At 60.7% G+C, this 24,751-nt stretch carries 24 protein-coding genes; 15 read left to right on the top strand and 9 right to left on the bottom strand.

All coding sequences use genetic code 11. The annotated features are described in order from the left end of the window. Positions 1-81: 81 nt before the first annotated feature. Positions 82-825, bottom strand: a complete 744-nt coding sequence (locus CFE428DRAFT_RS27350) for a 3-oxoacyl-ACP reductase family protein (protein ID WP_042725937.1) — start codon at positions 823-825, stop codon at positions 82-84. A gap of 105 nt (positions 826-930) precedes the next feature. Here CFE428DRAFT_RS27350 and CFE428DRAFT_RS27345 point away from each other — a divergent pair, with 105 nt between their 5' ends. Next, positions 931-2,340 (top strand): hypothetical protein, encoded by a 1,410-nt coding sequence (locus CFE428DRAFT_RS27345; RefSeq protein ID WP_006982937.1) that lies wholly within the window; start codon positions 931-933, stop codon positions 2,338-2,340. An 85-nt stretch (positions 2,341-2,425) separates the two neighbouring features. Further along, positions 2,426-3,448, top strand: a complete 1,023-nt coding sequence (locus tag CFE428DRAFT_RS27340; protein ID WP_006982936.1) for an alpha/beta hydrolase — start codon at positions 2,426-2,428, stop codon at positions 3,446-3,448. Positions 3,449-3,725: 277 nt separating this feature from the next. On the opposite strand, the gene CFE428DRAFT_RS27335 is transcribed toward CFE428DRAFT_RS27340, so the two are convergent. From CFE428DRAFT_RS27335 to CFE428DRAFT_RS27325, 3 genes are all read right to left on the bottom strand, one after another. Further along, a complete protein-coding gene (locus tag CFE428DRAFT_RS27335) occupies positions 3,726-4,088 on the bottom strand; it encodes a nucleotide pyrophosphohydrolase (RefSeq protein WP_006982935.1) in 363 nt (120 codons plus the stop codon). A gap of 97 nt (positions 4,089-4,185) precedes the next feature. Further along, positions 4,186-4,737 (bottom strand): hypothetical protein, encoded by a 552-nt coding sequence (locus CFE428DRAFT_RS27330; RefSeq protein ID WP_006982934.1) that lies wholly within the window; start codon positions 4,735-4,737, stop codon positions 4,186-4,188. Between the two features lie 42 nt (positions 4,738-4,779). Next, positions 4,780-5,700, bottom strand: a complete 921-nt coding sequence (locus CFE428DRAFT_RS27325; RefSeq protein ID WP_006982933.1) for a LysR family transcriptional regulator — start codon at positions 5,698-5,700, stop codon at positions 4,780-4,782. A 116-nt stretch (positions 5,701-5,816) separates the two neighbouring features. Between CFE428DRAFT_RS27325 and CFE428DRAFT_RS27320 the strand changes: the two genes are divergently transcribed. The 3 genes from CFE428DRAFT_RS27320 (at position 5,817) to CFE428DRAFT_RS27310 (ending at position 7,678) form a co-directional block, all read left to right on the top strand. Beyond that, on the top strand, positions 5,817-6,563 hold the full coding sequence (locus tag CFE428DRAFT_RS27320; protein ID WP_042725928.1) for an SDR family oxidoreductase: 747 nt from the start codon (positions 5,817-5,819) through the stop codon (positions 6,561-6,563). A 131-nt stretch (positions 6,564-6,694) separates the two neighbouring features. After that, entirely contained in the window at positions 6,695-7,234 is a 540-nt protein-coding gene (locus CFE428DRAFT_RS27315; protein WP_006982931.1) for a hypothetical protein, read from the top strand. An 81-nt stretch (positions 7,235-7,315) separates the two neighbouring features. Then, complete coding sequence (locus CFE428DRAFT_RS27310; protein WP_006982930.1) at positions 7,316-7,678, top strand: hypothetical protein; 363 nt, start codon at positions 7,316-7,318, stop codon at positions 7,676-7,678. Positions 7,679-7,834: 156 nt separating this feature from the next. Here CFE428DRAFT_RS27310 and CFE428DRAFT_RS27305 read toward each other — a convergent pair whose 3' ends face one another. The 3 genes from CFE428DRAFT_RS27305 to CFE428DRAFT_RS37855 form a co-directional block, all read right to left on the bottom strand. Beyond that, complete coding sequence (locus tag CFE428DRAFT_RS27305) at positions 7,835-8,011, bottom strand: hypothetical protein (protein ID WP_006982929.1); 177 nt, start codon at positions 8,009-8,011, stop codon at positions 7,835-7,837. 151 nt (positions 8,012-8,162) lie between these two features. Further along, positions 8,163-8,468: a DNA-directed RNA polymerase subunit omega gene (locus CFE428DRAFT_RS39250; RefSeq protein ID WP_006982928.1), complete on the bottom strand. Its 306-nt coding sequence runs from the start codon at positions 8,466-8,468 to the stop codon at positions 8,163-8,165. 390 nt (positions 8,469-8,858) lie between these two features. Beyond that, on the bottom strand, positions 8,859-9,470 hold the full coding sequence (locus CFE428DRAFT_RS37855; protein ID WP_131989280.1) for a hypothetical protein: 612 nt from the start codon (positions 9,468-9,470) through the stop codon (positions 8,859-8,861). A gap of 50 nt (positions 9,471-9,520) precedes the next feature. Between CFE428DRAFT_RS37855 and rplA the strand changes: the two genes are divergently transcribed. The 6 genes from rplA to CFE428DRAFT_RS27265 all read left to right on the top strand — a co-directional run bounded on the left by rplA (position 9,521) and on the right by CFE428DRAFT_RS27265 (position 14,102). Next, a complete protein-coding gene (gene rplA, locus CFE428DRAFT_RS27290) occupies positions 9,521-10,222 on the top strand; it encodes a 50S ribosomal protein L1 (protein WP_006982926.1) in 702 nt (233 codons plus the stop codon). Positions 10,223-10,237: 15 nt separating this feature from the next. Further along, positions 10,238-10,762, top strand: coding sequence for a 50S ribosomal protein L10 (rplJ, locus tag CFE428DRAFT_RS27285; RefSeq protein ID WP_006982925.1), 525 nt, complete (start codon positions 10,238-10,240; stop codon positions 10,760-10,762). Positions 10,763-11,022: 260 nt separating this feature from the next. Next, on the top strand, positions 11,023-11,409 hold the full coding sequence (rplL, locus tag CFE428DRAFT_RS27280; RefSeq protein ID WP_006982924.1) for a 50S ribosomal protein L7/L12: 387 nt from the start codon (positions 11,023-11,025) through the stop codon (positions 11,407-11,409). 519 nt (positions 11,410-11,928) lie between these two features. Continuing rightward, positions 11,929-12,729, top strand: coding sequence for a hypothetical protein (locus tag CFE428DRAFT_RS27275; RefSeq protein ID WP_006982923.1), 801 nt, complete (start codon positions 11,929-11,931; stop codon positions 12,727-12,729). Between the two features lie 3 nt (positions 12,730-12,732). Then, positions 12,733-13,551 carry a hypothetical protein gene (locus CFE428DRAFT_RS27270; protein WP_131989281.1) on the top strand — a complete coding sequence of 273 codons (819 nt, stop codon included), beginning with the start codon at positions 12,733-12,735 and terminating at the stop codon, positions 13,549-13,551. A 191-nt stretch (positions 13,552-13,742) separates the two neighbouring features. Then, on the top strand, positions 13,743-14,102 hold the full coding sequence (locus tag CFE428DRAFT_RS27265; RefSeq protein WP_006982921.1) for a hypothetical protein: 360 nt from the start codon (positions 13,743-13,745) through the stop codon (positions 14,100-14,102). A 13-nt stretch (positions 14,103-14,115) separates the two neighbouring features. On the opposite strand, the gene CFE428DRAFT_RS27260 is transcribed toward CFE428DRAFT_RS27265, so the two are convergent. Then, a complete protein-coding gene (locus tag CFE428DRAFT_RS27260; RefSeq protein WP_006982920.1) occupies positions 14,116-14,565 on the bottom strand; it encodes a TA system VapC family ribonuclease toxin in 450 nt (149 codons plus the stop codon). A gap of 310 nt (positions 14,566-14,875) precedes the next feature. Further along, positions 14,876-15,010: a hypothetical protein gene (locus tag CFE428DRAFT_RS40645; protein WP_272941144.1), complete on the bottom strand. Its 135-nt coding sequence runs from the start codon at positions 15,008-15,010 to the stop codon at positions 14,876-14,878. Positions 15,011-15,090: 80 nt separating this feature from the next. Between CFE428DRAFT_RS40645 and CFE428DRAFT_RS27250 the strand changes: the two genes are divergently transcribed. The 4 genes from CFE428DRAFT_RS27250 (at position 15,091) to rpoC (ending at position 24,430) form a co-directional block, all read left to right on the top strand. Next, complete coding sequence (locus tag CFE428DRAFT_RS27250) at positions 15,091-15,288, top strand: hypothetical protein (RefSeq protein ID WP_042725922.1); 198 nt, start codon at positions 15,091-15,093, stop codon at positions 15,286-15,288. Positions 15,289-15,549: 261 nt separating this feature from the next. After that, positions 15,550-15,936 carry a hypothetical protein gene (locus CFE428DRAFT_RS27245; RefSeq protein WP_006982918.1) on the top strand — a complete coding sequence of 129 codons (387 nt, stop codon included), beginning with the start codon at positions 15,550-15,552 and terminating at the stop codon, positions 15,934-15,936. A 515-nt stretch (positions 15,937-16,451) separates the two neighbouring features. Next, the gene (rpoB, locus tag CFE428DRAFT_RS27240; RefSeq protein WP_006982917.1) at positions 16,452-20,258 is read left to right on the top strand and encodes a DNA-directed RNA polymerase subunit beta; all 3,807 of its coding nucleotides are present in this window, start codon (positions 16,452-16,454) and stop codon (positions 20,256-20,258) included. Positions 20,259-20,305: 47 nt separating this feature from the next. Further along, complete coding sequence (rpoC, locus tag CFE428DRAFT_RS27235; RefSeq protein ID WP_042725921.1) at positions 20,306-24,430, top strand: DNA-directed RNA polymerase subunit beta'; 4,125 nt, start codon at positions 20,306-20,308, stop codon at positions 24,428-24,430. Positions 24,431-24,751: the final 321 nt, after the last annotated feature.

The following is a 24,751-nucleotide window of genomic DNA, read 5'->3' as shown; positions in this document are numbered from 1 at the left end:
TCGGCCCTCCCACGGGCCGCGATAGCGCGTCCCTCCGTCGAGTCCTCTGCGGTCGCCGCCCGCCGCTCCGGCGCTAGCGGCTTACGCTGCGAAACCGCCGTCGATCATCAAATTTGCACCCGTGATGTATCCGGCTTCGGGGCCGACGAGATACGCGACGAAACTCGCGATTTCGTCGACGTGGCCGTAGCGGGGAATGGCCATCAGCTTTTTGAGCGACTCGGCGAATTCACCCTCTGCGGGATTCATATCTGTATCCACTGGTCCGGGTTGGACGTTGTTGATCGTAATGCCCCGCGGGCCGAGATCGCGGGAGAGGCCCTGCACGAGCCCCTGCAGCGCGGACTTGCTCATCGCGTAGACGGCGCCGCCAGCGAAAGGCATGCGCTCGGCATTGGTGCTGCCGATGTTGATGACGCGTCCGCCTTCTTTCATGTGCTTCACCGCGGCCTGGGTGGCGACAAAGACGGCGCGGACATTCACCGCAAAGGTGCGGTCGAAATCGCTGAGCTTGAAATCATCGATCGGCGCCATCTGTGCGACGCCGGCGTTGTTCACGAGAATGTCGAGACCGCCGAGTTCCACCGCCGTACGTTCTACTGCGGCGATCACTGCCTCGGCATCCGCGCTATCGGCCTGGATGGCCAGCGCTTTCACGCCGAACGCCTCGGCTTCCTTCACGACCTGCCCCGCGCGATCCGGCGAACTGGCGTAGGTGAGAGCGACGTTGGCACCTTCTTTGGCGAGGCGTTTGACGATGGCGGCTCCGATGCCGCGGCTGCCCCCGGTGACGAGTGCATGTTTACCTTTGAGTGATTGATTCATGGTCCGGCCTCGATTGTATCCGCCCGGACGGCCCGGCCCAAGTTTTTCCATCATCGCGGGTCAACTGACTGTCGAGAAACCGAGTCCAATTTTCCCCCCGTCCCGATGCGCACGAGACTCATCACGCTGCTCACTTTTTTCCTGGCATCGACGGTCGTCGCCTGGGCGGCCGAGTTTCGTCTCGCGACTTTCTCCGTCGATGTGACCATGCCCCTCGGGCACCCGTGCATGGGTGGCGGCATCGCCCCGGCGCGCGAAGTGGCGGACCCGTTGTATGCGAAGGGCTTTGTCCTGCTCGGTGCGGAAAAACCGTTCGTCCTCGTGGCGTTCGATTGGTGCGAGATTCGCGGGACGTCGTTCGACAAATGGAAGCAGGCGCTCGCCGAAGCCGCGGGCACCGATCCGCAGCGCGTGCTCGTGACCTCCACGCATGCCCACGATGCGCCGGTGATGGACGAAGACGCGGAGAAATTGCTGCGCGACGTGGAGGCGACCGGTGCGTGGAAAGACATCCCTCCGCCGGATCCGAAAGCGCCGGTGCAAGTCGCCTCCGTTTGCCAGCCGGCCTACAACGCCGAGTGCATCCAGCGTGTAACCGCGGCGGTGCGCGAGAGTCTCCGGCACACCGTGCGGGTCACGCACTTCGGCACGAGCCGCGCGAAAGTCGATCGCGTCGCCAGCAACCGGCGCTTCTTCACCCGCGCCGGCCGGCTCTCCTACGGCCGCTACAGCCGCAGCAACGACCCGGAAGCGCAGGATGCCGACGAAGGCACAATCGATCCCTGGCTGCGCACGCTCAGCTTTTGGGACGGCGACAAGGCCATCTGCGCGGTGCACAACTACGCGGTGCATCCCATGAGCAGTTACGGCGGCGGCAAAGTCTCCGCCGACTTCCCGGGGCAAGCGCGCGCCGCCATGCAGCGGGCGCACCCGGAGACCTTGCAAATCTACACCACCGGTTGCGCGGGTAATGTCACCGCCGGCAAATACAACACCGGCGCGCCGGAAAACCGCGGCGTGCTCGCCGAACGGTTGCACGATGCCATGGAACGTTCCTTTCAAGATACCCAGCGCACGCCGCTCACCCAGGCCGGCTTCAAACTCGTGATGATGCCCCTCGGCGCCCGCAACACCCCCGAGCACACCGAGCCCGTCCTGCGCAAACAACTCGCCGAAGGTGTGCGGCCCTTCGCCCGCTCCGAAGCCGCGATGGGACTCGCCTGGTACGAACGCGTGAAGCGCGGGCATCAGGTGGAAGTGCCCGCCGTCGAATTCGACCCGGCGCACGTCCTCGTGCTCCTGCCGGCCGAGGCCTACGTGGAATTCCAGCTCTTCGCCCAGGAATGCCGCCCGCAGAGCTTCGTCATGGTCATGGGCTACGGCGAATGCGGCCCCGGTTACATCCCCATCGATCGCGCCTTCGACGAGTTGGACATCAATCTCGGCAGTTGGGCCTGGACCCCGCCGGGCAGCGAAGCGGTGATGAAGACCGCCATCCGGAAATTGCTGAAGTAACCGCGAAGTCACGCCTAGTTCTTGCTTTCAGTCGATAGCCGACAACAATCTTCTCGTGCGACCTCGGCTCCCTCCACCGCGCTCCATGAAACTCCTATCGGCTATCTTCCCGTTCGCTCTTGCCATGACCTTTCTCGCCATGCCTCTCCACGCCCAGAATGCCTTCACCCCGGCCGAACCGATGGATGCGGATTCCGCGGCCTACCTGAAGGCGTTGCCGTCGGCTGCCGCGGGACCGCAGACCCCGGAAATGAGACGCGAGGCCTATCGTCGCGCGCGCCTGCTCACCCAGCCCGATCTCCCGCAAGTCTACCAAATCAAGGAGTACCAGGTGCCCGGCCCCAAAGGTCCGATCACGGTGCGCCTTTATCGTGGCGCGGGTTGTTCGCTCGAGGCCCCGCTGCCCGTGCTCGTCTTTTTCCATGGCGGTGGATGGCTCGTCGGCAACCTCGACACGCACGACTGGATTTGCCGTTCCATCGCCAACAAAACCGACGCCGCCGTGGTCAGCGTCGAGTACCGGCTCGCGCCGGAGAATCCCTTTCCCGCTGCCTACGAAGACGCCGTCGCCGCCACGCGCTGGGTCGTGGCCAATGCCGCGACCTTGCATCTCGACCCCGAGCACGTCTCCGTGGGAGGCGACAGCGCCGGTGGCAACCTCGCCGCCGCTACCGCTCTCGCCCTGCGCAACGAAGGCGCGGTTCATCTCCGATCGCAGATTCTCATCTACCCCTCGGTGGACCTCTCCTTGAGCGGCGACTACTACGGCCGCTTCACCAAGGACGTCATCCTCACCGACGACGCGATGCGCGATTACATCGAGAAATACGTCCCCTATGCCGCGCTGCGGAAAGACTGGCGAGTCTCGCCGCTCCTCGCGCCGAGCCTCGAGGGTCTTCCGCCGGCGACCTTTATCCTCGCCGGCTACGACCCGCTCTGCGCCGAAGGCGAGGCTTACGCCGCGCGCCTGCAAAAGGAAGGCGTCCCCGCGACGGTGAAACTCTACCCCGGCCAAATGCACGGCTTCCTCTCCAACGCCAAGATCCTGCCCAAAGCGTATCAGGCCATCAACGAGATCGCCGACGCTTTGAAGAAATCGGCCAGGTAGGGAGATGGCCGTTCGCGGTAAGCGGGGGTGCTGGAGCTGGGTTTGGTGAACCCGGCTACAACCGCCGCGTCCGAAGCTCAAAAATGATTGGCGGAATGGGTTGTGGAGCTTGGTCGGAGTTAGCCTTACCCAAAGGCCCCCGGAAGCTCCGAAAAGAAAAAGGGACCGCGAATGGACACTGATGAACGCGAATAGTGGGGGCGGATTCGTTTTTCCATTCGCTTCTATTGGCGTCCATTCGCGGTTTTAAAAATCTTCGCGAGTATGCGTAATGAGATTACGAGGCGCCTTCTTCCGTGAATTCGGAATACTTCTTGTTACTGCCCTTCGCTTTTTCCACGGGATATTTGAGTGCGTTCTTCGCCATCTTCCGCTGGATCGCCGTCGGTAAATCCACGCCAACCTTGTCGGCAAGTTCGATGAGGTAGACGGCCACGTCGGCGAGTTCGTCGGCGATATCCTCCCGCCGCGTGGCGATGCGCTGCTCGACTTCCGCAGTTGATTTCCAAAGGAAGTGTTCCAGCAATTCACTCGCTTCGATGGACAATGCCATCGCGAGTTCTTTCGGTTGGTGGAATTGGTCCCAATCCCGCGCGTCTCGGAACGCCACGATCTGGGCGCGTATTGCGTCAAACGTCATGGGAGGATGTTCTGGAAAACGCCGCGGCAGGCAAGGATTTGCCGCTGGCGCGGAACGCAGGCGCGTTCGCCGGCGCCTGGATGGCTACGTTCGGTTGCTACGGAACAGCGGCGAGGCGACGCCCTGAAACGTTCCTGCGGTCGGCTTCGTAGGCGCTGAGAGACGCGTTGAAGCGGAGAACAAATCGCTCATCTGCTTCCGTCAGAATCGTGACCTCGCACGGTCCGGTGATCCGCCAGGTGCCGCGCATCCCGATGTGAACGACGCTGCCATCCGGGTGAAAAGAGGTGGCGACTCCTTCGGCATCGTCTTCGCTCCGCCAGAGCCAGGGCTGCGCGAGAAGCGCTTGCCGGAGTTCGGGCTGGTCCTCCTGCCAGAACGTCTCGCGAGCGGAGGTCAGCGCCCTGGCAATTGCTTCCTGTGCCTCGGGCGATTCTTCAGTCTGTTGGAGCGCTTCCAGGCGAGCGCGATACCAGGCGAGGACGGGGCGAAGCGCAGCTGCGCGACGGCTCTCGAATTCCTGTTGCAGACGAGTTGCCTCATTCAGGGGATGAGGAATGGCGGCGGTGGCCGTCGCGGTGTCCGGCTCGGAAAATGCCGATATGCCGATGAACGCAGACAAACAACTGACGATGAGAACGGTCTTCATGCTGAGTGATACGTTTGAGACCGTGGTTTTCTTACTGCGCTTCTAGGGATAGGCCGCCAGCACCTTCGACATGTCAGCGACGGCGAAGTCGATGAAGGCGCTGACGCGGGCGGGGAGGAGGCGTTGGCCGGCGTAGACGACGTGCAGCGGCAGGTCCTTCGGTCTCCACTGGGGGAGCACGTGCGCCAGGTGTTTGGAGCGCAGGTCTTCCTCGATCAACCAATCCGGCATCAGCGCCAGCCCCAGGCCGGTGCGCGCCGCTTCGCGGAGGCTCGTCACCCCTTCGGAAATCAAGATGGGCGAGATGGGCAGCGTTTGTTCGACGCCACCGCGGCCGGCGAGTGTCACCTCTTTCGAACTCCAAAATTGAAAGCCACTGATCGATATCCACGGCCAGGATTTCAAGTCGGCCGGCCTTTTGGCGACGGGATGTTTTTTGATCAAGGATGGCGCCGCCACCAGATGAAAACCGATCATGCCCGCGGGCCGGGCCACGACACTTTCGTCGGTGATTTTGCCGGGCAGAATGCCGATGTCGCAGCCTTCGCGGAGCATGTGCAACGGACGATTCGTGAGCGCGAGTTCCGCCGTGACCCGGGGATGGAGCTGCAGGAAACTGCTGAGCATCGGCGTGACCACCCACTGGCCCCAGTCGATGGTCGCAAACAGACGCAGATGGCCGCTCAGCTCCATTTGGTCCTGGCGGAGACGCTGTTCCGCCTCTTCCGCATGAGCCAGCATCGTCCTCGCATCCGCCAGCAAACTCCGCCCGATCGGTGTGAGACACATTGCGTGGGTGTCGCGTTGCAGGAGCGGGGCGCCGCAGTGGTCCTCCAGCGTGCGGAGCTGGCGGCTCAGGGTCGGCTGGGAAATCTTCAAGCGCCGCGCGCCCGCGGAAATGCTGCCGCACTCGACGATGCAGACGAACGCGCGGAGCAGGGAGAGATTCTCAAACGCGGTCATGCACTTTGTGCATAGCTGATATGGGCATTCCCCGGCTACACGGAAAGCGGCGTTGGGCGAAGGATGGCTCCGCTATGAATACATCATCTTCCATTCACAACGGCGCGGGGAACCCTTTGAAAATCGTGGTCATCGGCGGCAGCGGACTGATCGGCAAAAAGGTCGTGCAGAACCTGCGCGAGCTGGGGCACGACGTGCTGCCGGCTTCGCCTTCCTCGGGCGTCAATACGGTCACCGGCGAGGGCCTGGCCGGGGCGCTGGCCGGCGCGCAGGTCGTCGTCGATGTCGCAAATGCGCCCGTCTGGGAGGACCAGGCCGTGCTGGAGTTCTTCCAGAAGTCGGGGCGCAATCTGCTCGCCGCGGAAGCGGCCGCGGGGGTGGGGCATCACGTGGCGCTGTCGGTCGTCGGCACCGAGCGGTTGCTCGACAGTGGTTACTTCCGCGCGAAGATGGCCCAGGAAAATCTGATTAAAGCGGCCTCGATTCCCTACACGATCGTCCGTGCCACCCAGTTCTTCGAGTTCGTGAACGGCATCGCCCAGTCGGCGACCGAAGGGTCGACGGTGCGGTTGCCGTCGGCGCTGTTCCAGCCCATGGCGGCGAGTGACGTAGCGGTCTTTGTGGCCCAGGCGGCCGTCGCCCAACCGGTGAACGGGATGATCGAAATCGCCGGCCCCGAACCGATTGGCATCGACCACGCCGTGCGGAAATACCTGGACGCCAAACACGACGCGCGGACGGTGACCACGGACGCCCACGCCCGCTACTACGGCATTGAGGTCAACGATCAGAGCCTCACGCCGGGGCAGCACCCACGCCTCGGTCCGACCCATTTCGAGGAATGGCTCAAGAACGCGAATTAGCGGCATTCCTATTTTCCCCTCCCGATTTCATTCACGAAATCACGGAGGGGTTCGCCTTGCTTTTGGGAGCGCGGGGAGAAAAGCGAACCGCGCTTTCCTTGCATTCCTGCCGGCAGGTCCGACGTTAACCCATGCCAGGTTTGCGACATCAACCTACGCCCGCGGAGCCGGAATCGGCCAAGAGCGAATCGCGCCGGATAGTGATTTTCGAACCCAATCAAGCCGATCTGGACAAGGCCGTGCTCGGACGGGATGTTTCTGCCGGGCTGGCGAAATTTTTTGAGAATCTGCTCCAGCGGAAAAAATGGGTTCGCAAGATCAATATTCCCTCCCGCCACGATGATGTCGCCGCCGTGCTTTTGTTCACCACGACATTGAAAGAAGGAGGGTTGGAAATATTGAGCGAACTTCACATCTACTGCGCCGGGAAAACCATGATCGAAAAATGGGAGGTCGCGGGAGAGTGGCAGCAAATACGTTCCCTGCCGCAGGAATCCTTCCAGGCCATTGACATCACCAAAGTGCGCGTCGACGGCAATGTAGTGAGTGTCGATTTTACGGTGCCGTCTTCGGAAGGGCAGAGTGGACTCTATTTCACCCAGTTCGATTTTAGCTCCGACGAACCGCCGGTGCGAACGGTGCCTCATCCTCTGCTTCGAAAGAGCATTTAGGTCCGCCGGCGGAGGCCATCGTCGCGGGACCTCGAGAGCGGTCATTGCTGGACAAGCGCCGGATCACTGCGATTGGTGTCCATGAGAAAACGTCTAACTTGGCGGCGAGGCAGTCCCGATTTGCTAACCGAAGAGTTGGTCGGCGCGCTTTCTGGAAATTCGACATATGAGTTCAAGCCGCTCTTCACCGTGGTCTACGGCAACCTCCAGGCGCGCAATGCGGCACATGGTGGGGAGGATATGCTGCGCCTGCGGCTTTACGAGAAGTTGCAAGGGTTGGTGCAAACCGGGAGCATCCACAAGGAAGGCAAGAGTTATCGTGGTAATTTGAAACTGCTGCGCCCTCTTATCGATCAAATCGCGGCGCTGCACGTTCAAAGGTTCATCGATGCGGCGGCACCGGCGGGGCCGGGTGCGGATTCGGCAGGGGAAACTGTCGCCTGACATTGGATCGGAGGACGCACGGCGGCAGCAAAACGCCCCGAGCAAGTCGGGGCGTTTGCAGAAACTAATGAGAGAACTGGGCCAGAGGGCTAAAACACTGCTCGTCACTAATAAGAGCTTTGCCAGGATAAGCAAGCGCTCTCTCCGGGCGGTTTCTTATGGTTCAATGATTCGCTCCAATTCCCGCTGGAGCAGAGCGATGTGCGAGGCCAATCGATTCGCCTCGATCCCGTTCTTTTTTGCCGACTCCCTGAGTTCCGCCGAGCGCTTGGAGAGCTGATGGATGGCGGCGATGATGTTCTTCGCCGTGGATGCGGGTGGATCGTCGGGCATGATCACGGTGGGGGCGCGGGTTAGGAACGTGGATGTCCCAGCGAGCGAACCCGTTGCTGGCGTCGCAGGCGTGGCCTGGCCGGTTCTGCCCCCCGCGGCAAAGTGACTCCGATGACCTGGGCGAGCTCATGGAGAGTTAACATCGAAGATTTCATTCGGATCGTGTCCGCGGCGAATCGGGCCAAGTCGAGGGAGAGCTGCGTGCGCCATCCGTCTGATTTTCGCTGCCACGTCGCGCCACGATCGGCTCCGGGACGAATTTATCGGTGCGTTCGTAGCTGAGTTTACCCGCAATCAATTCCGTGAGGGCGATATCCGCCAGGCCCATGCCGAAGTCCACCAGTACCATGGGCCGATGCCCATTGGACAACTGACGCACCCGGCGTGAGATGACGTTGACGAGATATCCCTGGCACGGGAGGATGAGGAGCGCCTGGTCGAGCAGATGGGCTTGCATAGTGGTTTTCCCTGCCGACTCAGGAAGTAGACCGCGCGGGCTCCGTGGAGATGTTACGGGAGAAGCAGATTCACACCCTCGTCCCGTTCCGGGGAATAGCGAGCATTTAATTCGGGGAAGCCGTTCGTCGAATGGGGATCACTTTGGTCACAGCTGGTTTCGCCTTCATTTATATGAACGCGAGGCGACACTTAACGACCTCAGAGAGTGGACCGAAAGTCGGACAAAAGGAATTTTTTGACCACGGATTATGCGGATTGCACGGATGAGACGAGTCGACGCGGATTTCTGTAATCCGCGTAATCCGTGGTCCTTCCTCCGCTCACATTGTATTTCGTTACCCCCTCTCAGTCGGAGCAGGTCGTTGCCGCACTTGACGAGGCATTGCGATCATAACGAGACAACCTTTGTCGAAGCTCCCGTCGTGACTCGAATGTTCTCGCAAATATCATCCATAATTTGAGTGGCGCGCTGCTCGGAAAGACTGTCGGACTCAAAAGTGACTTGGAAGCCGAAGTCTTCGTCGGAGAATGCAATATCGACACCGTCGATGCGGATGCGATGACTGCCCCAACCCTCTGCGTGCTCGCAGGGGATGGAAGCCGGGCGGAGAATCTCGGGATAACGGGAAACCGGCTCGAAAAAACCATCGCCGCCGTTGAGTTTAAGCATGAACTCTCGCATTGGATTTCGTGGTTTCGGGTTGTCGAACGGCGCTGCAGCGAATTGCTTTTTAGATCGCACAGCCAACGCGACTATCAAATGTCTCCAAATACCTTCGGACAGACCAACATATCCGATGGCAATCGAGAAGAGACGTGGATTTAGAGGAGGAGGCAGAATGCGCTGATTCCGGTATTGTGTCGGTCTGTCGCCTCGCCATCCGGGCTCACTGACCCCGACTGCAGCGCTGACGAGTCGCGGTTTCCTGGAAAAATGTTTTGACACCCCGCCCGGTTCAGCTACTTTGCGCGCCCCATTTCCATTCTGGAAGTGGGACATAACTTAGTAACGCAGGAGAGCCTTAGACTCGTTTGAACTGCACCCCTTTGATGTCAAATAAACGGAGTAAACGTTATCGCGCGGCGGCCGAGAAGGTCGACGCAAAAAAGAGCTATGCGCTCTCCGAGGCCGTTTCGGTCCTCAAGACCCTGCCGCCCACGAAGTTCGACCAGACGGTCACCCTGAGCTTCCGCCTCGGCGTGGATCCCAAGCAGAGCGACCAGATGGTCCGCGGCACCACCCCGCTCCCGCACGGTTCGGGCAAGCAAGTGCGCGTGCTCGTCTTCGCCGAAGGTTCGGCGGCGACCCAGGCTCGCGAAGCCGGCGCTGAGTTCGTCGGATACAAGGATATCATCGAAAAAGTCACCGGTGGTTTCCAGGACTTCGACGTGGCGATCGCCACTCCGGCTGCGATGGCCGAAGTCCGTAAGCTCGGCAAGGTGCTCGGCCCGCGGGGCTTGATGCCCAACCCGAAGACCGGCACCGTCACCGACGACACGGCGAAGGCTGTGAAGGAAGTGAAAGCGGGCCGTGTTGAGTTCAAGCTCGACAAGAACGGCAACATTGCCGTCCCGGTCGGCAAATTTTCTTTCGCGCCCGAAGCGCTCGTCGAGAACGGCAAGACCGTCATCGAAGCGATCGTCAAGGCCCGCCCGGCTACGGCCAAGGGCGTGTTTGTCGAGAACGTCACGCTGGCTGCCTCCATGACTCCCGGTCTCAAGGTCGATGCGTCCAGCTTCCTCAAATTCTAACCGGAGACCCTAGCCATGCCCCATCCTGCGAAAGCAACCATCGTCGACGATCTCCAGCAGAAGCTGAACGCTTCGCCGTTCCTTTTTGTGGCCGACTATACCGGCCTGAAGGTCGGTCAATTTGCCGAGCTCCGGAACCGCCTGCACAACACCGGCGCCCGTTGCCACGTCGTGAAAAATACCTTCTTGCGCCGCGCGGCGAAGGAAGCCGGCCTGCCCGAACTCGCGGAGTTCAAGGGCCAGACCGCGATCATCGTCGGTGACAAAGACGTCGCCGCCGCGGCCAAGGTCCTGAAGACCTTCAGTGCCGAGTTCAAGAAGCCGGAAGTCAAGACCGGCATCGTGGACAAGATGGTCGTCTCGACCGATCAGATCAAAGCCATCGCCGACCTGCCGTCGCGTGAAGTCCTGCTGGCCACCTTCCTCGGGGTCCTCAATGCCCCGGCGAGCAAGCTCGTCCGCGTGCTCAACGAGCCGGCCTCGTCGCTGGCCCGCCTGCTCAAGGCCAAGGCCGAGAAGGACGGCGCCGCCGCTGCCTGATTTCACTTTCTTTAATCCTTAATCCTTGATCGTTAATCCTTAATCCCTCTGCTGAGGGGAAAGGATTAAAAATTAAGGAACAAGATTAAGGATTAAGGAACCAAACCCCTTTTCCGCTTGGTGCCAGCCAGGTGGAATTCCGCGAGCGCCGCAATTGGCGCCCGCACTTTAAACAAACAACCAATGGTTCCTCGTCGGAGCGGCGGCTGCCGCTTTGAAATCGCCCGAAGCCTCGAGTGGCGACGATACCGAAAAATAATATGGCCGATACCAATACGTTAGTGGAACAGCTCAGCGGACTCACCGTCCTGGAAGTCGCTGACCTCGTCAAACAGCTCGAAGAGAAGTGGGGCGTCAGCGCCGCTGCTCCGGTTGCCGTCGCGGCAGTCGGTGGTGGTGCCGCTGCTCCGGCGGCTGCCGCCGAAGAGAAGACCTCCTTCGACGTCATCCTCAAGGCTGCCGATGCCGCCAAGAAGATCGCGATCATCAAGGAAGTCCGCGCGGCGGTTCCTGGCCTCGGCCTCGCCGAAGCCAAGGCCCTCGTCGAAGGCGCTCCGAAGTCGCTCAAGGAAGGCGTCACCAAGGAAGAAGCCGAAGACATCAAGAAGAAGATCGAAGCCGCTGGCGGAACGATCGAAATCAAGTAAGTCGACTCTCTCGGGCCGAAGCAGCCGCGATTCCCAAAGGGAATGGTGTGCTTCGATACCACGAAAGACTTTAGCAAATCGCCATCCGGGCAACCGGGTGGCGATTTCGCTTTTTTGGGGCGAGATGGCGTCGATCTCTCAGGCGTAGTCTTTGATCCTTGATCCTAATCCTTAATCACGGGCTGGCTGAGGAGGGTTAACGATGATGATTAAGGTGGGCGATCACGGACACGTCCAAATCGAGCGCAACATCCTCATTCCGGCACCCAAGCCGCAGCCTTTCGAGGCGGACAGCCTGGTGACCGGCGTTCGTCCGACGGGCGGCGGCAATTGCTGGTCGTCATCCGTTGACCAAGCCGGTGAATTACTTCGAGCTGCAATTGATTCGGGCGATCGTCCGGCCGGTGAAGCTGTAGCCGGGTTCGGTGAACCCGCCGGGCCCACTGAGCGGCTACAACGAGGATTGCCTGCCGAGTGCGTTTGAATGATCCTCGACGCAGTTCGTCGAAAAGTTTCCCTATGAAGATCCTGGCATTTGTCTTGTTGGCTGCAGGTGCACTGTCCGTGAGTAGTCGAGGTCAGAGTAGTGACGCGGCGACGGCGTTGGCCGCGCCGGTCGCCCCCGGATCGGAGACGCCGAATCCCTTGGAGAAAATGTGGGAAGCGCGACGGGAAGGAGCCAAGCGCTCCAAGTGGGATATCTGTGTGGATTTGGTGATGGTGGCGGTGGAGCAGGGGAAGGCGTTGGATCTGATTCCCGATTTGGAGTCGGGTGAGCAGGAGAAGGTGGACATGGCCTGGGGCCGGGTCCAGGCGATGATCAAAACGAAAGAAGCGATGCTGCTGGCCTGGCCCATGGTGCGCACGGTCGATGGCAGCCGGGCCGTCTCGGAATCGATCACGGAGAAGCGGTATGCCACCGAATATGAAGAGCCATTGCCGCCGAAAGTGGAGGACCTGGCCGCGGCTACCGCCGAAAAGCCATTGGTGGAGGATGCCTTGCCGGCTGGCTTCGAGACTCGGAATGTGGGGGTGACTCTGGAGGTGGATCCCACCGTGCTGGACGACGGAAAGCGGGTGCATGTCGAACTCGCGCCCAAGCGGGTGGAATTATTGGAAATGGAAAAGAGCGACAGTCGGATGAATGAAGGGAGGACAGTCGTGCGGGAAATGCAGCCGCTCTTCGGTGTTTCCTCGGTGACGGAGTCTCTGACCGTGGCCAGCGACAAGTATCAATTGGTGGGCGTCCATGTGCTGACAAAGCCGGAAGGTTGGATCGAACTGCACCTCGTCCGCGTGCGGTGGGCGGTGGCAAAATAATCCGTGCCTGGAAAACAACGAGTTGCCATGAACCGGATCGCACTTTTTTTGACGGCTGCGGCAATGTGGTCGGCCGCTACTTTTGGTCAGGCGCTTTCGGTGCCGCCGGAGAAGACGCCGCCGCCTTCTCCCGAAACCGTGAAGATGTGGCAGAAGGAGGCAGACGAGGCGCAAGCCCGAATCCACACGCGGTGGAATGTTTCCATCGATCTCCAAATGGTGGCGATGGACGAGACGAAAGCGTTCGAGTTAATTTCGGCGTTCCGATCGGGAGAGAAAAAGACCGTGCAGGCGGCGTGGGAAAGATTGCAGGCGATGCTGAAAAGCAAGGAAGCCGTGCTCCTTGCGTGGCCGATAGTGCGCACGGTGGATCAAGCTCGAGCTGTCTCGGAAACCCTTCTGGAAAAGCGCTATGCGACCGAATTTGAGCCACCGCAGGCGCCGGGGGATAATCCACCTCCGAAAAAACCGGAGCCCGTGAATAAGGCGACGGTGCAAGGCCTTCCCCTGGCCTACGAAACGCGGAATTTAGGAACGACGCTGGAAGTGGAGCCGACCGTTCTGGAGAATGGCCAGCGGGTCTATTTGCGCCTGACGCCGCAGCATGAGGAACTGCTGAAAATGGAGGGGGAAAATCAGGTTTTGACCACGCACAACACGCTGATCACCGTCCGGCAGCCGCTGATCACCCACAACAAGAGCGATCTGAACTTCACGGTCAACAATGGCGAGCGTCAGTTGATCGCGGTGCACAAGTTGGCCAAGCCGGAAAATTTCATCGAGCTCGACTTGATGCGGGTGGTGGTGCGCTTGGCGGAGTGAGCGATTCGTGGAGCTGATCCGCCCGATAGCATGGGCGTTGGCGGATTCCGCTCGCCAGAGGAGGGCGGGGGTGCGACAACGATTGCGATGCGTGGTGTTGCTTCCTGGTTGGATCCTTTGGCGCTTTCGGCGCCCGGGATGCGGTTCGCCGTCGCATCGTACTGCCCCACATTGTCCCAAATCACGTCACCATGAAACTCTCCTCGATCCTCCCGGTATTCCTTGCTGTGCCCCTCATCTTCGTCGGTTTATCTGCCCAGGCCGAACCAGCTTTTCCGGGACAGCCATCGATCAACAGCGCGCTGAAGCATCTCACTGCGGCCAAGGAAAAGGCATCCACTGACGCGAGCACGGCGTTGTCGGAGCTGGAACAGGCTCACGATTCCCTCTCGCACGCGATCAAGAAAAAGGGGACTTATCAGCCGATTGCCCGCCAACTCACTGAGCAGGCCACGGAATACCTGCGCAAAGGCGACCTCGAAAAGGCCACCCATAAAATCGACGAGGCCATCGCCGCGGTGAAGCACGCCGGCGAAACAGGCGAGCACTAGGCCGGCTGGCGACCTATTGCGGTGAGATCAGAGGGTTCCAAATTCTGGAGAATCCGAAGTCCTGGAAGTCCTTCTCGTTGGCGGTGGCAAATTCGGTGATGCCAAAAGCGCGAAGAGAAAGAGCGGTGCGGGCGTCGTAAATGCGGCGGCGAGCAAAGGTCGGAGCGGCGGCGCGATGCCAGAGGTCGGCGTGTAATTCGCGACTGGTCGGCGGAAAACCTGTGATTTTCCAGCGAGGATGCTGTCGATAGTGTTGAATCACCTCCGCCGCCTCCGGCGCGGTGAGAGGTTGCGCGAGGACTACGGGGTTGCGCAAAAGTAGATAGAACTCGGTGAAAATGAATTCGCTGAGAGCCACGTCTTCGCGGGAAGAAATCGATTCGATGAATCGACGGGCGGCTTCGTGTTCTGGGGCGGCAGTACTGAAGCTATAGAGCAGCAGATTCGCGTCGATGGAAAGCATCGTGAAAGGCTGGTTGGGGTCAGCCCAGCTGAGGATCCATCTCCGCGAAGGCAACTTCCCGAAGTTGCTCTGCGGTCAATCCTTTCCAGCCGACGCTACTCGAGACGGGCGGAGCCCATGTCACGGAAGGCGCATGGGTTTCTTGAGGATAAACTTGGAGGAGCAGTTCAGCGCCGCGGCGAAAGGTCTCAGCTAAGGACCATTCACGGCGGCGGAGCAAAAGCACGAATTCCTGAAGCAGTTCTTCCGGAACCTGAATTTGTGTTTTGTCATCACTATATATATATCCCCATCATTTTGATGTCAAATTTTACGCCTTTGAAAGGCCCCCTAAGCAATCGGCGAGGTAAAGGCGGTTCATGTGGCGCCGCTCTTCCATGGCGCCGGGGCTGGTGGGGGCGTTGAGCTGAGGTTTGAGGCCGGACGTGCCTTTCAAGGTCTTCATGTTGTTGAGCAGGACAATGGCGATGTCTTCGGCGAGCGGGGAGGGTAGGGCAGGGCGAGGACGCGGAGGGTGCCGGCGATGTGTCGCAGGACGCTTCGGCGAAACGCGTTGCGCCTGGCGGCCGAATCGGAGCGTCCTTCGAGCAGGGTGGCGATGGCGGCGGTTTCCTTTTGCACGTCGACGAGAAGGCGGAGCAGGGTATCGGCGTTTTTTCCGGAGAGGTGGGATCGGCCTGGCGATTGATCTCGGCGAAGAGCGTGTCGATCTGCCCGGCGTAGCGAGTGATCGGGGCGTTCGGGCCGCCGCTGTCACGCTGGGTGGCGGGGTTGCTTACCCGAAATTCCCCCCCGGTACATCCAGTCTCAGCGCTGGAGGGCGATGGAACATCGTCTTGATCGCGCAGGCGGATGAGGGTGGCTTTGTTCCCGGTGGCACTTGCGGGGAGGGGAGCATTGGGTTCTATTGGGTGCTGATTAGGGACGGCGGCGTGTAGACCGCCTTGGGCTGGAATCGAAATCATTCATCGACACTTCTCCGTTATGAAATGCTCTCTCCGAACCGTTGGTTGCATTCTTCTCCTCGCTGCAGTCGCACCGGGCATCGTCTGGGCGGCGGATAAACCGGCGACGGAAGCCACGCCGGCCAAGGAAAAAGCCAGGTATATCCCGCTCTACGCGCAGGTGGATTCCATCACCGACACCGAGCTCACCGTGAAAGGAACCGGGCCGGATCTGAAGTTCGTCATCAATGCCGATACCAAGATCACCAAGGACAAGGCGCACAAGGAACCGGCCAAGGCTTCCGAGGTGAAAGTGGGGCAGTGGATCGGGGGCTCGTATACGAAAGCGGCCGATGGAAGCAACGTCCTGCACTCGCTGCACCTGGCGGTGAATCAAAAGGGCGGACATCTGGCCGCCCCGAAATAGACGGCTTGGGCCCGATAGTAGGGCCGAAAGGAGCCCTCTCTGTGCAGGGCTTCCCGTATGGCAGAAAGGGTGGGGCTTCACGAGCCTCACCGCTCGTCGGCGCTGCGCGCTGTGGAGTTGTGTTTTTTCTAAAGCTTACCCTTGATTTCCCCATCGGTTGAGCGAGCCTCCCAACCTTTCGGCGGTGAGTGGCAAGAAAAGCTCAACTTTTTTGAAAATTTTCTTGCAGAGGGCATGGAATCGCACCAAGTTCCCCGTCCCTTTATACCGCGAGATTTACAACCTCGCGGCTTTTTGTCTTGACCACCGTCGCCGCCCGCCGAACGCAGATAATTTTAGCAGAGACCCCGAAACGCAGAGGATGCACGCCGTCCCCTGCGTTTCTGTGCCTCTGCATTTTTGCGTCCCCGGGTTTGGCGACACGCTAAATCAACCCATTTTCCCACGCGCGCTCTGCCTCACTGGCGGCGGAGTGAAGGCGACCTGCACCACAGCCAGTCCACCGAGCACCACTCATGTCTGAACGCAAATACTTCGGTAAACTCCGGGAAGGCGCCGAGCCCCCGAACCTCATTGAAATCCAGCTCGACTCTTATGTTGAGTTTCTCCAGACGGATGTGTCGCTTTCCAAGCGCAAGGAGACGGGTCTCCAAGCCGTATTCAAGGAAGTCTTCCCCATCACGAGCTACGACGAAAAGGTCACCCTCGACTTTGCCAGCTATGAAATCGGCGAGCCGAAGCTGAGCATCCGCGAGGCGATGCGCGAAGGCCAGACCTTCAGCGCCCCGCTGCACGTCACCTTCCTCCTGAAGGAAGAGCACGGCACCAAGGAAGAGAAGGTGTATATGGGCGAAATCCCGCTCATGACCCCGCAGGGCACGTTCGTCATCAACGGCGCCGAGCGCGTCGTGGTGTCCCAGTTGCACCGTTCGCCGGGCATCTGCTTCGAGAGCTCCCTGCACCTCAATGGCAAGGTCCTCTTCAGCTTCCGCATCATTCCCGACCGCGGTTCCTGGGTGGAAGTGCAGTTTGACACGAATGATCTGCTCTACGTCTACCTCGATCGCCGCAAGCGCCGCCGGAAGTTCCTGGCGACGACTTTCCTCCGCGCCCTCGGTTACGGCTCGGATGAAGAGATTATCAAGCTCTTCTACACCATCGAGAAGCTGAAGCTCAGTGAGGGCCTCGAGGAAGAAGAAATCGCCACCAAGGTGCTCATCTCCGACGTCCGCGACGGCGAGATCACGGTGGCGCGCGCTTTTGAGCCGCTGACCAAGGCGACCATCCGTCAGATCCTCACCCTCGGGGTGAAGGACGTGCAGGTCGTCGACACCAAGGCCGACGACACGATCATCAAGGCGCTGAAGAAGGATCCGGCGCACGACGAAGAAGAAGCGTTGAAGGACATCTACCGCCGCCTCCGCCCTGGCGACCCGCCCACCGTGCCGAACGCCCGTGGCCTGCTCAAGCGTCTCTTCTTCGATCCGAAGAAGTACGATCTCGGCCGCGTCGGTCGTTACAAGATCAACCAGAAGCTTCAGGATAATGGCGTCGACGTGAAGGGTGACGAGCGCGTGATGACCAAGGAAGACTTCATTGCCGCGATGAAGTATCTCACTGGCCTCCGCCGTGGCGAAGGCACGCTCGATGACATCGATCACCTCGGTTCCCGTCGCGTCCGCACCGTTGGCGAACTCCTCGCCAATCAGTGCCGCGTCGGTCTGGCCCGGACGGAGCGTCTCGTCAAGGAGCGCATGACCCTGTTCGACGTGAACATCGAGGGCATGACCCCGCAGAAGCTGATCAACCCGAAGGCGCTGTCCGCGGTCATCCGCGACTTCTTCGGCCGCAGCCAGTTGTCGCAGTTCATGGATCAGACGAACCCGCTCGCCGAGCTCACCCACAAGCGCCGTCTTTCGGCCCTTGGGCCAGGCGGTCTCTCGCGTGATCGTGCCGGCTTCGAAGTGCGTGACGTTCATCCGTCGCACTACGGCCGTATCTGCCCCATTGAGACCCCGGAAGGTCCGAACATCGGTCTTATCTCCTCGATGTCCACCTTCGCCAAGATCAACGACTTCGGCTTCATCGAGACGCCGTATCGCAAGGTCGTGAATGGCAAGGTTCTCGAGCATATCGATTACCTCACCGGCGACCGCGAGGAAAACTACCTCGTCGCCCAGGCCAACTCGCCCATCGATGAGAAGGGCCACTTCACCGCCGAGAAGGTCTCCGTCCGCTATCGCGGCGACTTCCTCGAAGTCGAGCCGTCGAAGGTCCACTACATGGACGTTTCGCCGAAGCAGCTCGTCTCCGTGGCCGCAGGCCTCATTCCGTTCCTCGAGCACGACGACGCCAACCGCGCGCTGATGGGCTCGAACATGCAACGCCAGGGCGTGCCGCTGCTCGTCAGCGAATCTCCGCTCGTTGGCACCGGCATGGAAGGCAAGGTCGCCCGTGACTCCAAGGCCGTGATCGTCTCCGAGGCGAACGGCAAGGTGGCCAGCGTCAGCGCCGACCTGATCATCGTCACCAAGGACGGCGAAATGCCCGAAGGCAAGAAGAAGCTCAAGCACGACCCGGAGGAGGGGATTTACCTCTACGACCTCCGCAAGTTCATGCGCTCGAACGCCGGCACCTGCGTGAACCAGAAGCCGATCGTCAAGAAAGGCCAGCACGTGAAGAAGGGTGACGTCATTGCCGACGGCCCGAACACCGAGAACGGCGAACTCGCCCTCGGCCGCAACGTGCTCGTCGCGTTCATGCCCTGGAACGGCTACAACTTCGAAGACGCCATCACGATCTCCGAGAAGGTGGTCAAGGAGGACATCTACACCTCCATCCACATCGATGAGTTCGAAATCGGCGCCCGCGACACCAAGCTCGGGCCGGAAGAAATCACCCGTGATATTCCGAACGTCTCGGAAGAAGCGCTCCGCAACCTCGGCCCGGATGGCGTCATCCGCGTCGGCGCGGAAGTGAAGCCCGGTGACATTCTCGTCGGCAAGATCACGCCGAAGTCCGAGACCGAACTGGCCCCGGAAGAGCGCCTCCTCCGCGCCATCTTCGGTGAGAAAGCCGCGGACGTGAAGGATACTTCGCTGACCGTGCCCTCTGGTACCTACGGCATCGTCATGGATGTCAAGGTTTCCAGCCGCAAGGAAATCACCCGCGTGAAGCTCTCGCCGACTGAGTCGAAGAAGCAGGCGAAGGTCATCGAGGAAGATTACACCAAGCGGAAGGACGAACTGCACGAGCAACTCACCGAGGCGCTCTCCAATATACTCCTTGGCGAGAAGATCCCGCTCGACGTGGTCAACGCCCAGACCGGCGAAATCATCATCCCGGCCAACCGCAAGATCACCAAGACCCTGCTGCGCAAGCTGGCCGGCGTCTACGATCACGTGGACATCGATCCGTCGCCGATCCGCAACAAGATCCGCGAGATCATCGGCCAGTTTGAGCACAAGTTTGCCGAGCTGGAGCTCGAGCACGAGCGCTCGATGGACAAGGTCGAGAGCGGCGATGACGTCGATCCCGGCATCATCAAGCAGGTCAAGGTTTACATCGCCTCGAAGCGCAAGCTTTCGGTCGGTGACAAGATGGCGGGCCGTCACGGCAACAAGGGCGTTGTCGCCCGGATCGTGCCGGAAGAAGACATGCCGTTCCTCGCGGACGGGACGCCCGTCGAAATCTGCCTCAATCCGCTCGGCGTGCCTTCGCGTATGAACGTCGGCCAGGTTCTCGAGACGCACCTCGGCGTTGCCGCCAAGGCGCTCGGGTTCAAGGTCGCCACGCCCGTCTTCGACGGCATTCACGAGTCGCAGATCTTCCAGTACCTCAAGGACGCGAAGAAGGTCGAAGGCTTCACCTGGGTTACCGAGACCGGCAAGGCGCAGGTCTTCGATGGCCGCACCGGTGATGCTTTCGAGCAGCCGATCGTCGTCGGTTACATTTACATGCTCAAGCTCGGCCACTTGGTCGCGGACAAGATTCACGCCCGTGCGGTCGGCCCGTACTCCCTCGTGACCCAGCAACCGCTGGGTGGCAAGGCCCAATACGGCGGCCAGCGCTTCGGCGAAATGGAGGTGTGGGCTCTCGAAGCCTACGGTGCGGCTTACACGCTGCAGGAACTCCTCACCGTCAAGTCCGACGACGTCCAGGGCCGCACGCGCATCTACGAGTCGATCGTCAAGGGCGACAACTCGCTGGAAGCCGGCACGCCGGAATCCTTCAACGTTTTGATCAAGGAAATGCAGTCGCTCGGCCTCGATGTGAAGGTCGGCGGCAAGGCGCCGGTCACCACGACCTCGCAGCTAATCTAACCAACTTACAACCCACAACCAAACTAGCTAACAGCTAAGCAATACTTATGAGCGAACCTTCCTTTCGTGAATTGATGGGTGAAGAGCGCGCGGTCGGCTTTGATCAAGTCGGCATTACCGTCGCCTCGGCCGAAAGCATCCGCAGCTGGAGCAACGGCGAAGTCAAGAATCCGGAAACGATCAACTACCGCACGTTCAAGCCCGAAAAAGGCGGCCTGTTCTGCGAACGTATCTTCGGTCCGACCCGGGACTGGGAATGCTCCTGCGGCAAATACAAGCGCATCAAGCACAAGGGCGTCATCTGCGACCGTTGCGGCGTCGAAGTGACTCTCGCCCGCGTGCGCCGCGAGCGCATGGGCCACATCGAGCTGGCCGTGCCGGTCAGCCACATCTGGTTCTACAAGTGCATGCCCTCGCGCATTGGTCTCATGCTCGACATGAGCAGCCGCCAGCTCGAGCGCGTCATCTATTACGAGGATTACCTCGTCATCGATCCCGGCCAGACCCCGCTGCAGAAATGCCAGCTCCTGACCGAGGTCGAATATCGGGAAGCCCTCGACCAGTACGGTGAGACCTTCAACGCCGGGATGGGCGCCGAGGCCATCAAGGCCCTGCTCTCCGGCTGCGAACTCGCCACGCTCCAGAAGGAACTGGACGAAGCGATGGGCACCACGCGCTCCAAGCAGATCCGCAAGAAATTGGCCAAGCGCCTCAAGCTCGTGCAGGGCTTTGCCAACTCGCATACCCGTCCCGAGTGGATGATCCTCGACGTGCTCCCGGTCATTCCGCCGGACCTGCGCCCGCTCGTTCCGCTGGAAGGCGGCCGCTTCGCGACCTCCGACCTGAACGATCTCTATCGTCGCGTCATCAACCGCAACAACCGTCTCAAGAACCTGCTCCAGCTCAAGACGCCGGACGTCATCATCCGCAACGAAAAGCGGATGTTGCAGGAAGCGGTCGACGCGTTGTTCGACAACGGCCGTCACGGCCGCGCCGTCACCGGCGCCGGCAACCGTCCGCTCAAGTCGCTCTCCGACATGCTCAAGGGCAAGGGTGGCCGTTTCCGGCAGAACCTGCTCGGCAAGCGCGTCGACTACTCCGGTCGTTCGGTCATCGTCATCGGTCCGGAGCTGAAGCTCCACCAGTGCGGCTTGCCGAAGAAGATGGCGCTCGTGCTCTTTGAGCCGTTCATCATCCGCCGCCTCAAGGAACTCGGCTATGTGCACACCGTGCGCAGCGCCAAGAAGATGATCGAGCGCCAGACGCCCGAAGTGTGGGACATCCTCGAAGAGGTGACCAAGGGCCACCCGGTTCTCCTGAACCGCGCGCCCACGCTGCACCGTCTGTCGATCCAGGCTTTCGAGCCGCAGCTCATCGAAGGCGAAGCCATCCGTATTCACCCGCTCGTCTGCACCGCTTACAACGCGGACTTCGACGGTGACCAGATGGCCGTGCACGTGCCCCTCTCGGTGGAAGCGCAGATGGAGTCCCGCATGCTCATGCTGGCCTCGAACAACATCTTCTCGCCCTCGAGCGGCAAGCCGGTCACCACGCCGTCGCAAGACATCGTGCTCGGCTGCTACTACCTGAGCCAGAACCCGCGCAAGCTGCAGGGCCAGAAAGAGCCGGACCGTCTCCCGCTCTTCGCCAATCCCACGGAAGTGGAATTCGCCATGGCCGAAGGCAGCGTGCGGGCGCACGACCGCATTCGTTACAAGAACCCCGACATCGGCAAGGACACGGTTTACGGCGACAAGACCGCCAAGGTCATCGAGACCACCGCCGGTCGCGTGATCTTCAACCAGATCTGGCCGGAAGGCGTGGGCTTCTTCAACAAGGCCTGCGGCAAGAAGCAGATCTCCGACATTATCTTCCGCACCTACCAGAAGGCGGGCCACCAGGCCACCGTCGAGATGCTCGATCGCCTGAAGGAAATGGGTTTCACCTGGGCGACCAAAGCCGGCGTGTCCATCGGGATCATCGACATGATCATTCCGAAGGAAAAGCACGTCGAGCTCGAGAACGCCTACAAGCAGATCGCAGTGGTCGAGAAGCAGTATCGCTCCGGCATCATCACCGACGGCGAGCGCTACAACAAGATCATCGATATCTGGACCCATGCCGGCGACGAAATCTCGAACGTCATGTTCCGCACCCTCGAGCACAACGAGGGCCGCAAGGAACTGAACCCGGTCTACCTCATGGTCGACTCCGGCGCGCGCGGTAACCGCCAGCAGGTCAAGCAGCTCGCCGGTATGCGCGGCCTCATGGCCAAGCCGTCCGGTGAAATTATCGAGCGCCCGATTACGTCGAACTTCCGCGAAGGCCTGAACGTGATGGAATACTTCATCTCCACGCACGGCGCCCGCAAGGGTCTGGCCGATACCGCGCTCAAGACCGCGGACTCCGGTTACCTCACCCGTAAGCTCGTTGACGCGTCGCAGGACGTCATCATCAACGAGGACGATTGCGGCACCACCCAAGGCATCGTCGTTCGCCCGATCTACGAAGGCGACGAAGAAGTCGTCGACCTCGCCACCCGTATCATCGGCCGCGTGAGTTGTGAGACGGTGAAGGACCCGGTGACGAGTTCCACCGTGCTCAAGCGCAACCATCTGATCGACGAAGCCACCTCGCAAGCGGTGGAGAAGGTCGGTGTCGAGCAGCTCAAGATCCGTTCGGTGCTGACCTGCGAATCCAAGCGTGGCGTTTGCGCCAAGTGCTACGGCCGCAACCTGGCCACTGGCCAGATGGTCAAGCTCGGCGAAGCGGTCGGCATCATCGCCGCCCAGTCCATCGGCGAGCCCGGCACGCAGCTCACCATGCGTACCTTCCACATCGGTGGTGTCGCCTCGGGCACGTTCAAGGTGCCGGTCGTCAAGGCCAAGAACGACGGTGAAATCCGTTTCAATGACCTCAAGGCGGTGCAGAACACCGAGAGCCAGTGGGTCGTTCTGAACAAGAACGGCTCGGTGACCATCCACGCGAAGGATGGCCGCGAACTCGAGCGTTACCAGATCGTCGTTGGTTCGACGATCTCCATCGCCGACGGTGGCCACGTCAAGAAGGGCGAAACCTTCGTGCAGTGGGATCCGCACAACGTCCCGATTCTCACCGAGAAATCGGGCAAGGTGGAATTCCGCGACATGATCGCTGGTGTGACCGTCAAGCAGGAGATCGATCCTGAGACGGGCGTCAAAGGCACCGTCGTCATCGAGCACAAGGAAGACTTGCACCCGCAGATCGTCGTCGTCGACGAGAAGACCAAGGAGATCATCTCCAGCTACTCGATTCCCGCCGGGGCGCACGTCGCCGTCGTCGAGGGCAAGAAAGTGCTGGCCGGTCAGCTCCTCGCCAAGACGCCGCGTAAGCAGGCGAAGACGAAGGACATCACCGGTGGTCTCCCGCGTGTGGCCGAGTTGTTCGAAGCGCGCCGTCCGAAGGACGCCGCCGAAATCGCCAAGATCGACGGCATCGTCGAGATCGGTGGTGCGGTCCGCGCCAAGCGCAAGATCATCGTCACTGATCCGGAAACCGGCGCCGAGGAAGAGCATCTCGTGCCGCTGGCCAAGCACATCATCGTCACCAAGGGCGATTTCGTGAAGAAAGGCCAGCAGCTCACCGATGGTCCCGTGCCTCCGCACGACATCCTCGACGTCTGCGGTCCGCAGGCTCTGCAGGAACACATGGTCAACGAAGTGCAGGAGGTTTACCGCCTCCAGGGCGTGGAAATCGCCGACAAGCACATCGAAATCATCGTGCGCCAGATGCTCCGCAAGGTGAAGATTACCGAACCGGGCGACACCGGCCTCCTCTGGGGCGACCAGGTCGACCGTCTCACCTTCGAGAAGGAAAACGCTGCTGTCGAAGAAAAGGGTGGCAAGCCCGCGGAAGCGGTGCCGGTGCTGCTCGGTATCACCAAGGCTTCGTTGGAGACCGACTCGTTCATCTCCGCGGCGTCGTTCCAGGACACCACGCGCGTGCTCACCGAAGCGGCCACCCTCGGCCGTATCGACCACCTGCGCGGCTTCAAGGAAAACGTCATCATGGGTCACCTGATCCCCGCGGGCACCGGCTTCCCGGCGCACCGCGACATCAAGATCGTGAACCTGGGCGACCATCTTGTATACACCGAGCCCGATCCGACGGAACTCGAGCCCGCGCTCGGGTAATCCGCGAGACGCTAACAAATCATCAACCCATTACCAAAGGGGCGGCGAAAGCCGCCCCTTTCGCTTTTTTGGGGGAAGAGAATACACGTCCGAAGCAAGCTCCGTGGGAAGCTTCGCTTGCGTTTTGGAGATGCGGTAGTCTTCTACCGCTTTGGGGCGAATTCTCGAAAGCGGTAGAGGACTCTAAGCATTACCCACATCTTTGCCCGGTGTTTAGACGTCGAAGGAGATGGCGCCACTGGGAGCGGCGACTTCCTAGTCGCTGACCGAAAACCCGATGCGCGCAGCGCCTCTCTTTGAGGGCGTCGCTCCGCGACGCAG

The organism is Chthoniobacter flavus Ellin428 (genome assembly GCF_000173075.1).
GTDB lineage: Bacteria > Verrucomicrobiota > Verrucomicrobiia > Chthoniobacterales > Chthoniobacteraceae > Chthoniobacter > Chthoniobacter flavus.
Note: the sequence above shows the minus strand (reverse complement) of the source record. Positions and strands in the feature narration are given on the sequence as shown.

What these genes read in the sequence shown, in the direction of transcription:
- CFE428DRAFT_RS27350 (WP_042725937.1), bottom strand. Translation starts at nt 825, where the DNA reads ATGAATCAATCACTCAAAGGTAAACATGCACTCGTCACCGGGGGCAGC.
- CFE428DRAFT_RS27345 (WP_006982937.1), top strand. Translation starts at nt 931, where the DNA reads ATGCGCACGAGACTCATCACGCTGCTCACTTTTTTCCTGGCATCGACG.
- CFE428DRAFT_RS27340 (WP_006982936.1), top strand. Translation starts at nt 2,426, where the DNA reads ATGAAACTCCTATCGGCTATCTTCCCGTTCGCTCTTGCCATGACCTTT.
- CFE428DRAFT_RS27335 (WP_006982935.1), bottom strand. Translation starts at nt 4,088, where the DNA reads ATGACGTTTGACGCAATACGCGCCCAGATCGTGGCGTTCCGAGACGCG.
- CFE428DRAFT_RS27330 (WP_006982934.1), bottom strand. Translation starts at nt 4,737, where the DNA reads ATGAAGACCGTTCTCATCGTCAGTTGTTTGTCTGCGTTCATCGGCATA.
- CFE428DRAFT_RS27325 (WP_006982933.1), bottom strand. Translation starts at nt 5,700, where the DNA reads ATGACCGCGTTTGAGAATCTCTCCCTGCTCCGCGCGTTCGTCTGCATC.
- CFE428DRAFT_RS27315 (WP_006982931.1), top strand. Translation starts at nt 6,695, where the DNA reads ATGCCAGGTTTGCGACATCAACCTACGCCCGCGGAGCCGGAATCGGCC.
- CFE428DRAFT_RS27310 (WP_006982930.1), top strand. Translation starts at nt 7,316, where the DNA reads ATGAGAAAACGTCTAACTTGGCGGCGAGGCAGTCCCGATTTGCTAACC.
- CFE428DRAFT_RS27305 (WP_006982929.1), bottom strand. Translation starts at nt 8,011, where the DNA reads ATGCCCGACGATCCACCCGCATCCACGGCGAAGAACATCATCGCCGCC.
- CFE428DRAFT_RS39250 (WP_006982928.1), bottom strand. Translation starts at nt 8,468, where the DNA reads ATGCAAGCCCATCTGCTCGACCAGGCGCTCCTCATCCTCCCGTGCCAG.
- CFE428DRAFT_RS37855 (WP_131989280.1), bottom strand. Translation starts at nt 9,470, where the DNA reads ATGTCCCACTTCCAGAATGGAAATGGGGCGCGCAAAGTAGCTGAACCG.
- rplA (WP_006982926.1), top strand. Translation starts at nt 9,521, where the DNA reads ATGTCAAATAAACGGAGTAAACGTTATCGCGCGGCGGCCGAGAAGGTC.
- rplJ (WP_006982925.1), top strand. Translation starts at nt 10,238, where the DNA reads ATGCCCCATCCTGCGAAAGCAACCATCGTCGACGATCTCCAGCAGAAG.
- rplL (WP_006982924.1), top strand. Translation starts at nt 11,023, where the DNA reads ATGGCCGATACCAATACGTTAGTGGAACAGCTCAGCGGACTCACCGTC.
- CFE428DRAFT_RS27275 (WP_006982923.1), top strand. Translation starts at nt 11,929, where the DNA reads ATGAAGATCCTGGCATTTGTCTTGTTGGCTGCAGGTGCACTGTCCGTG.
- CFE428DRAFT_RS27265 (WP_006982921.1), top strand. Translation starts at nt 13,743, where the DNA reads ATGAAACTCTCCTCGATCCTCCCGGTATTCCTTGCTGTGCCCCTCATC.
- CFE428DRAFT_RS27260 (WP_006982920.1), bottom strand. Translation starts at nt 14,565, where the DNA reads ATGCTTTCCATCGACGCGAATCTGCTGCTCTATAGCTTCAGTACTGCC.
- CFE428DRAFT_RS40645 (WP_272941144.1), bottom strand. Translation starts at nt 15,010, where the DNA reads ATGAAGACCTTGAAAGGCACGTCCGGCCTCAAACCTCAGCTCAACGCC.
- CFE428DRAFT_RS27245 (WP_006982918.1), top strand. Translation starts at nt 15,550, where the DNA reads ATGAAATGCTCTCTCCGAACCGTTGGTTGCATTCTTCTCCTCGCTGCA.
- rpoB (WP_006982917.1), top strand. Translation starts at nt 16,452, where the DNA reads ATGTCTGAACGCAAATACTTCGGTAAACTCCGGGAAGGCGCCGAGCCC.
- rpoC (WP_042725921.1), top strand. Translation starts at nt 20,306, where the DNA reads ATGAGCGAACCTTCCTTTCGTGAATTGATGGGTGAAGAGCGCGCGGTC.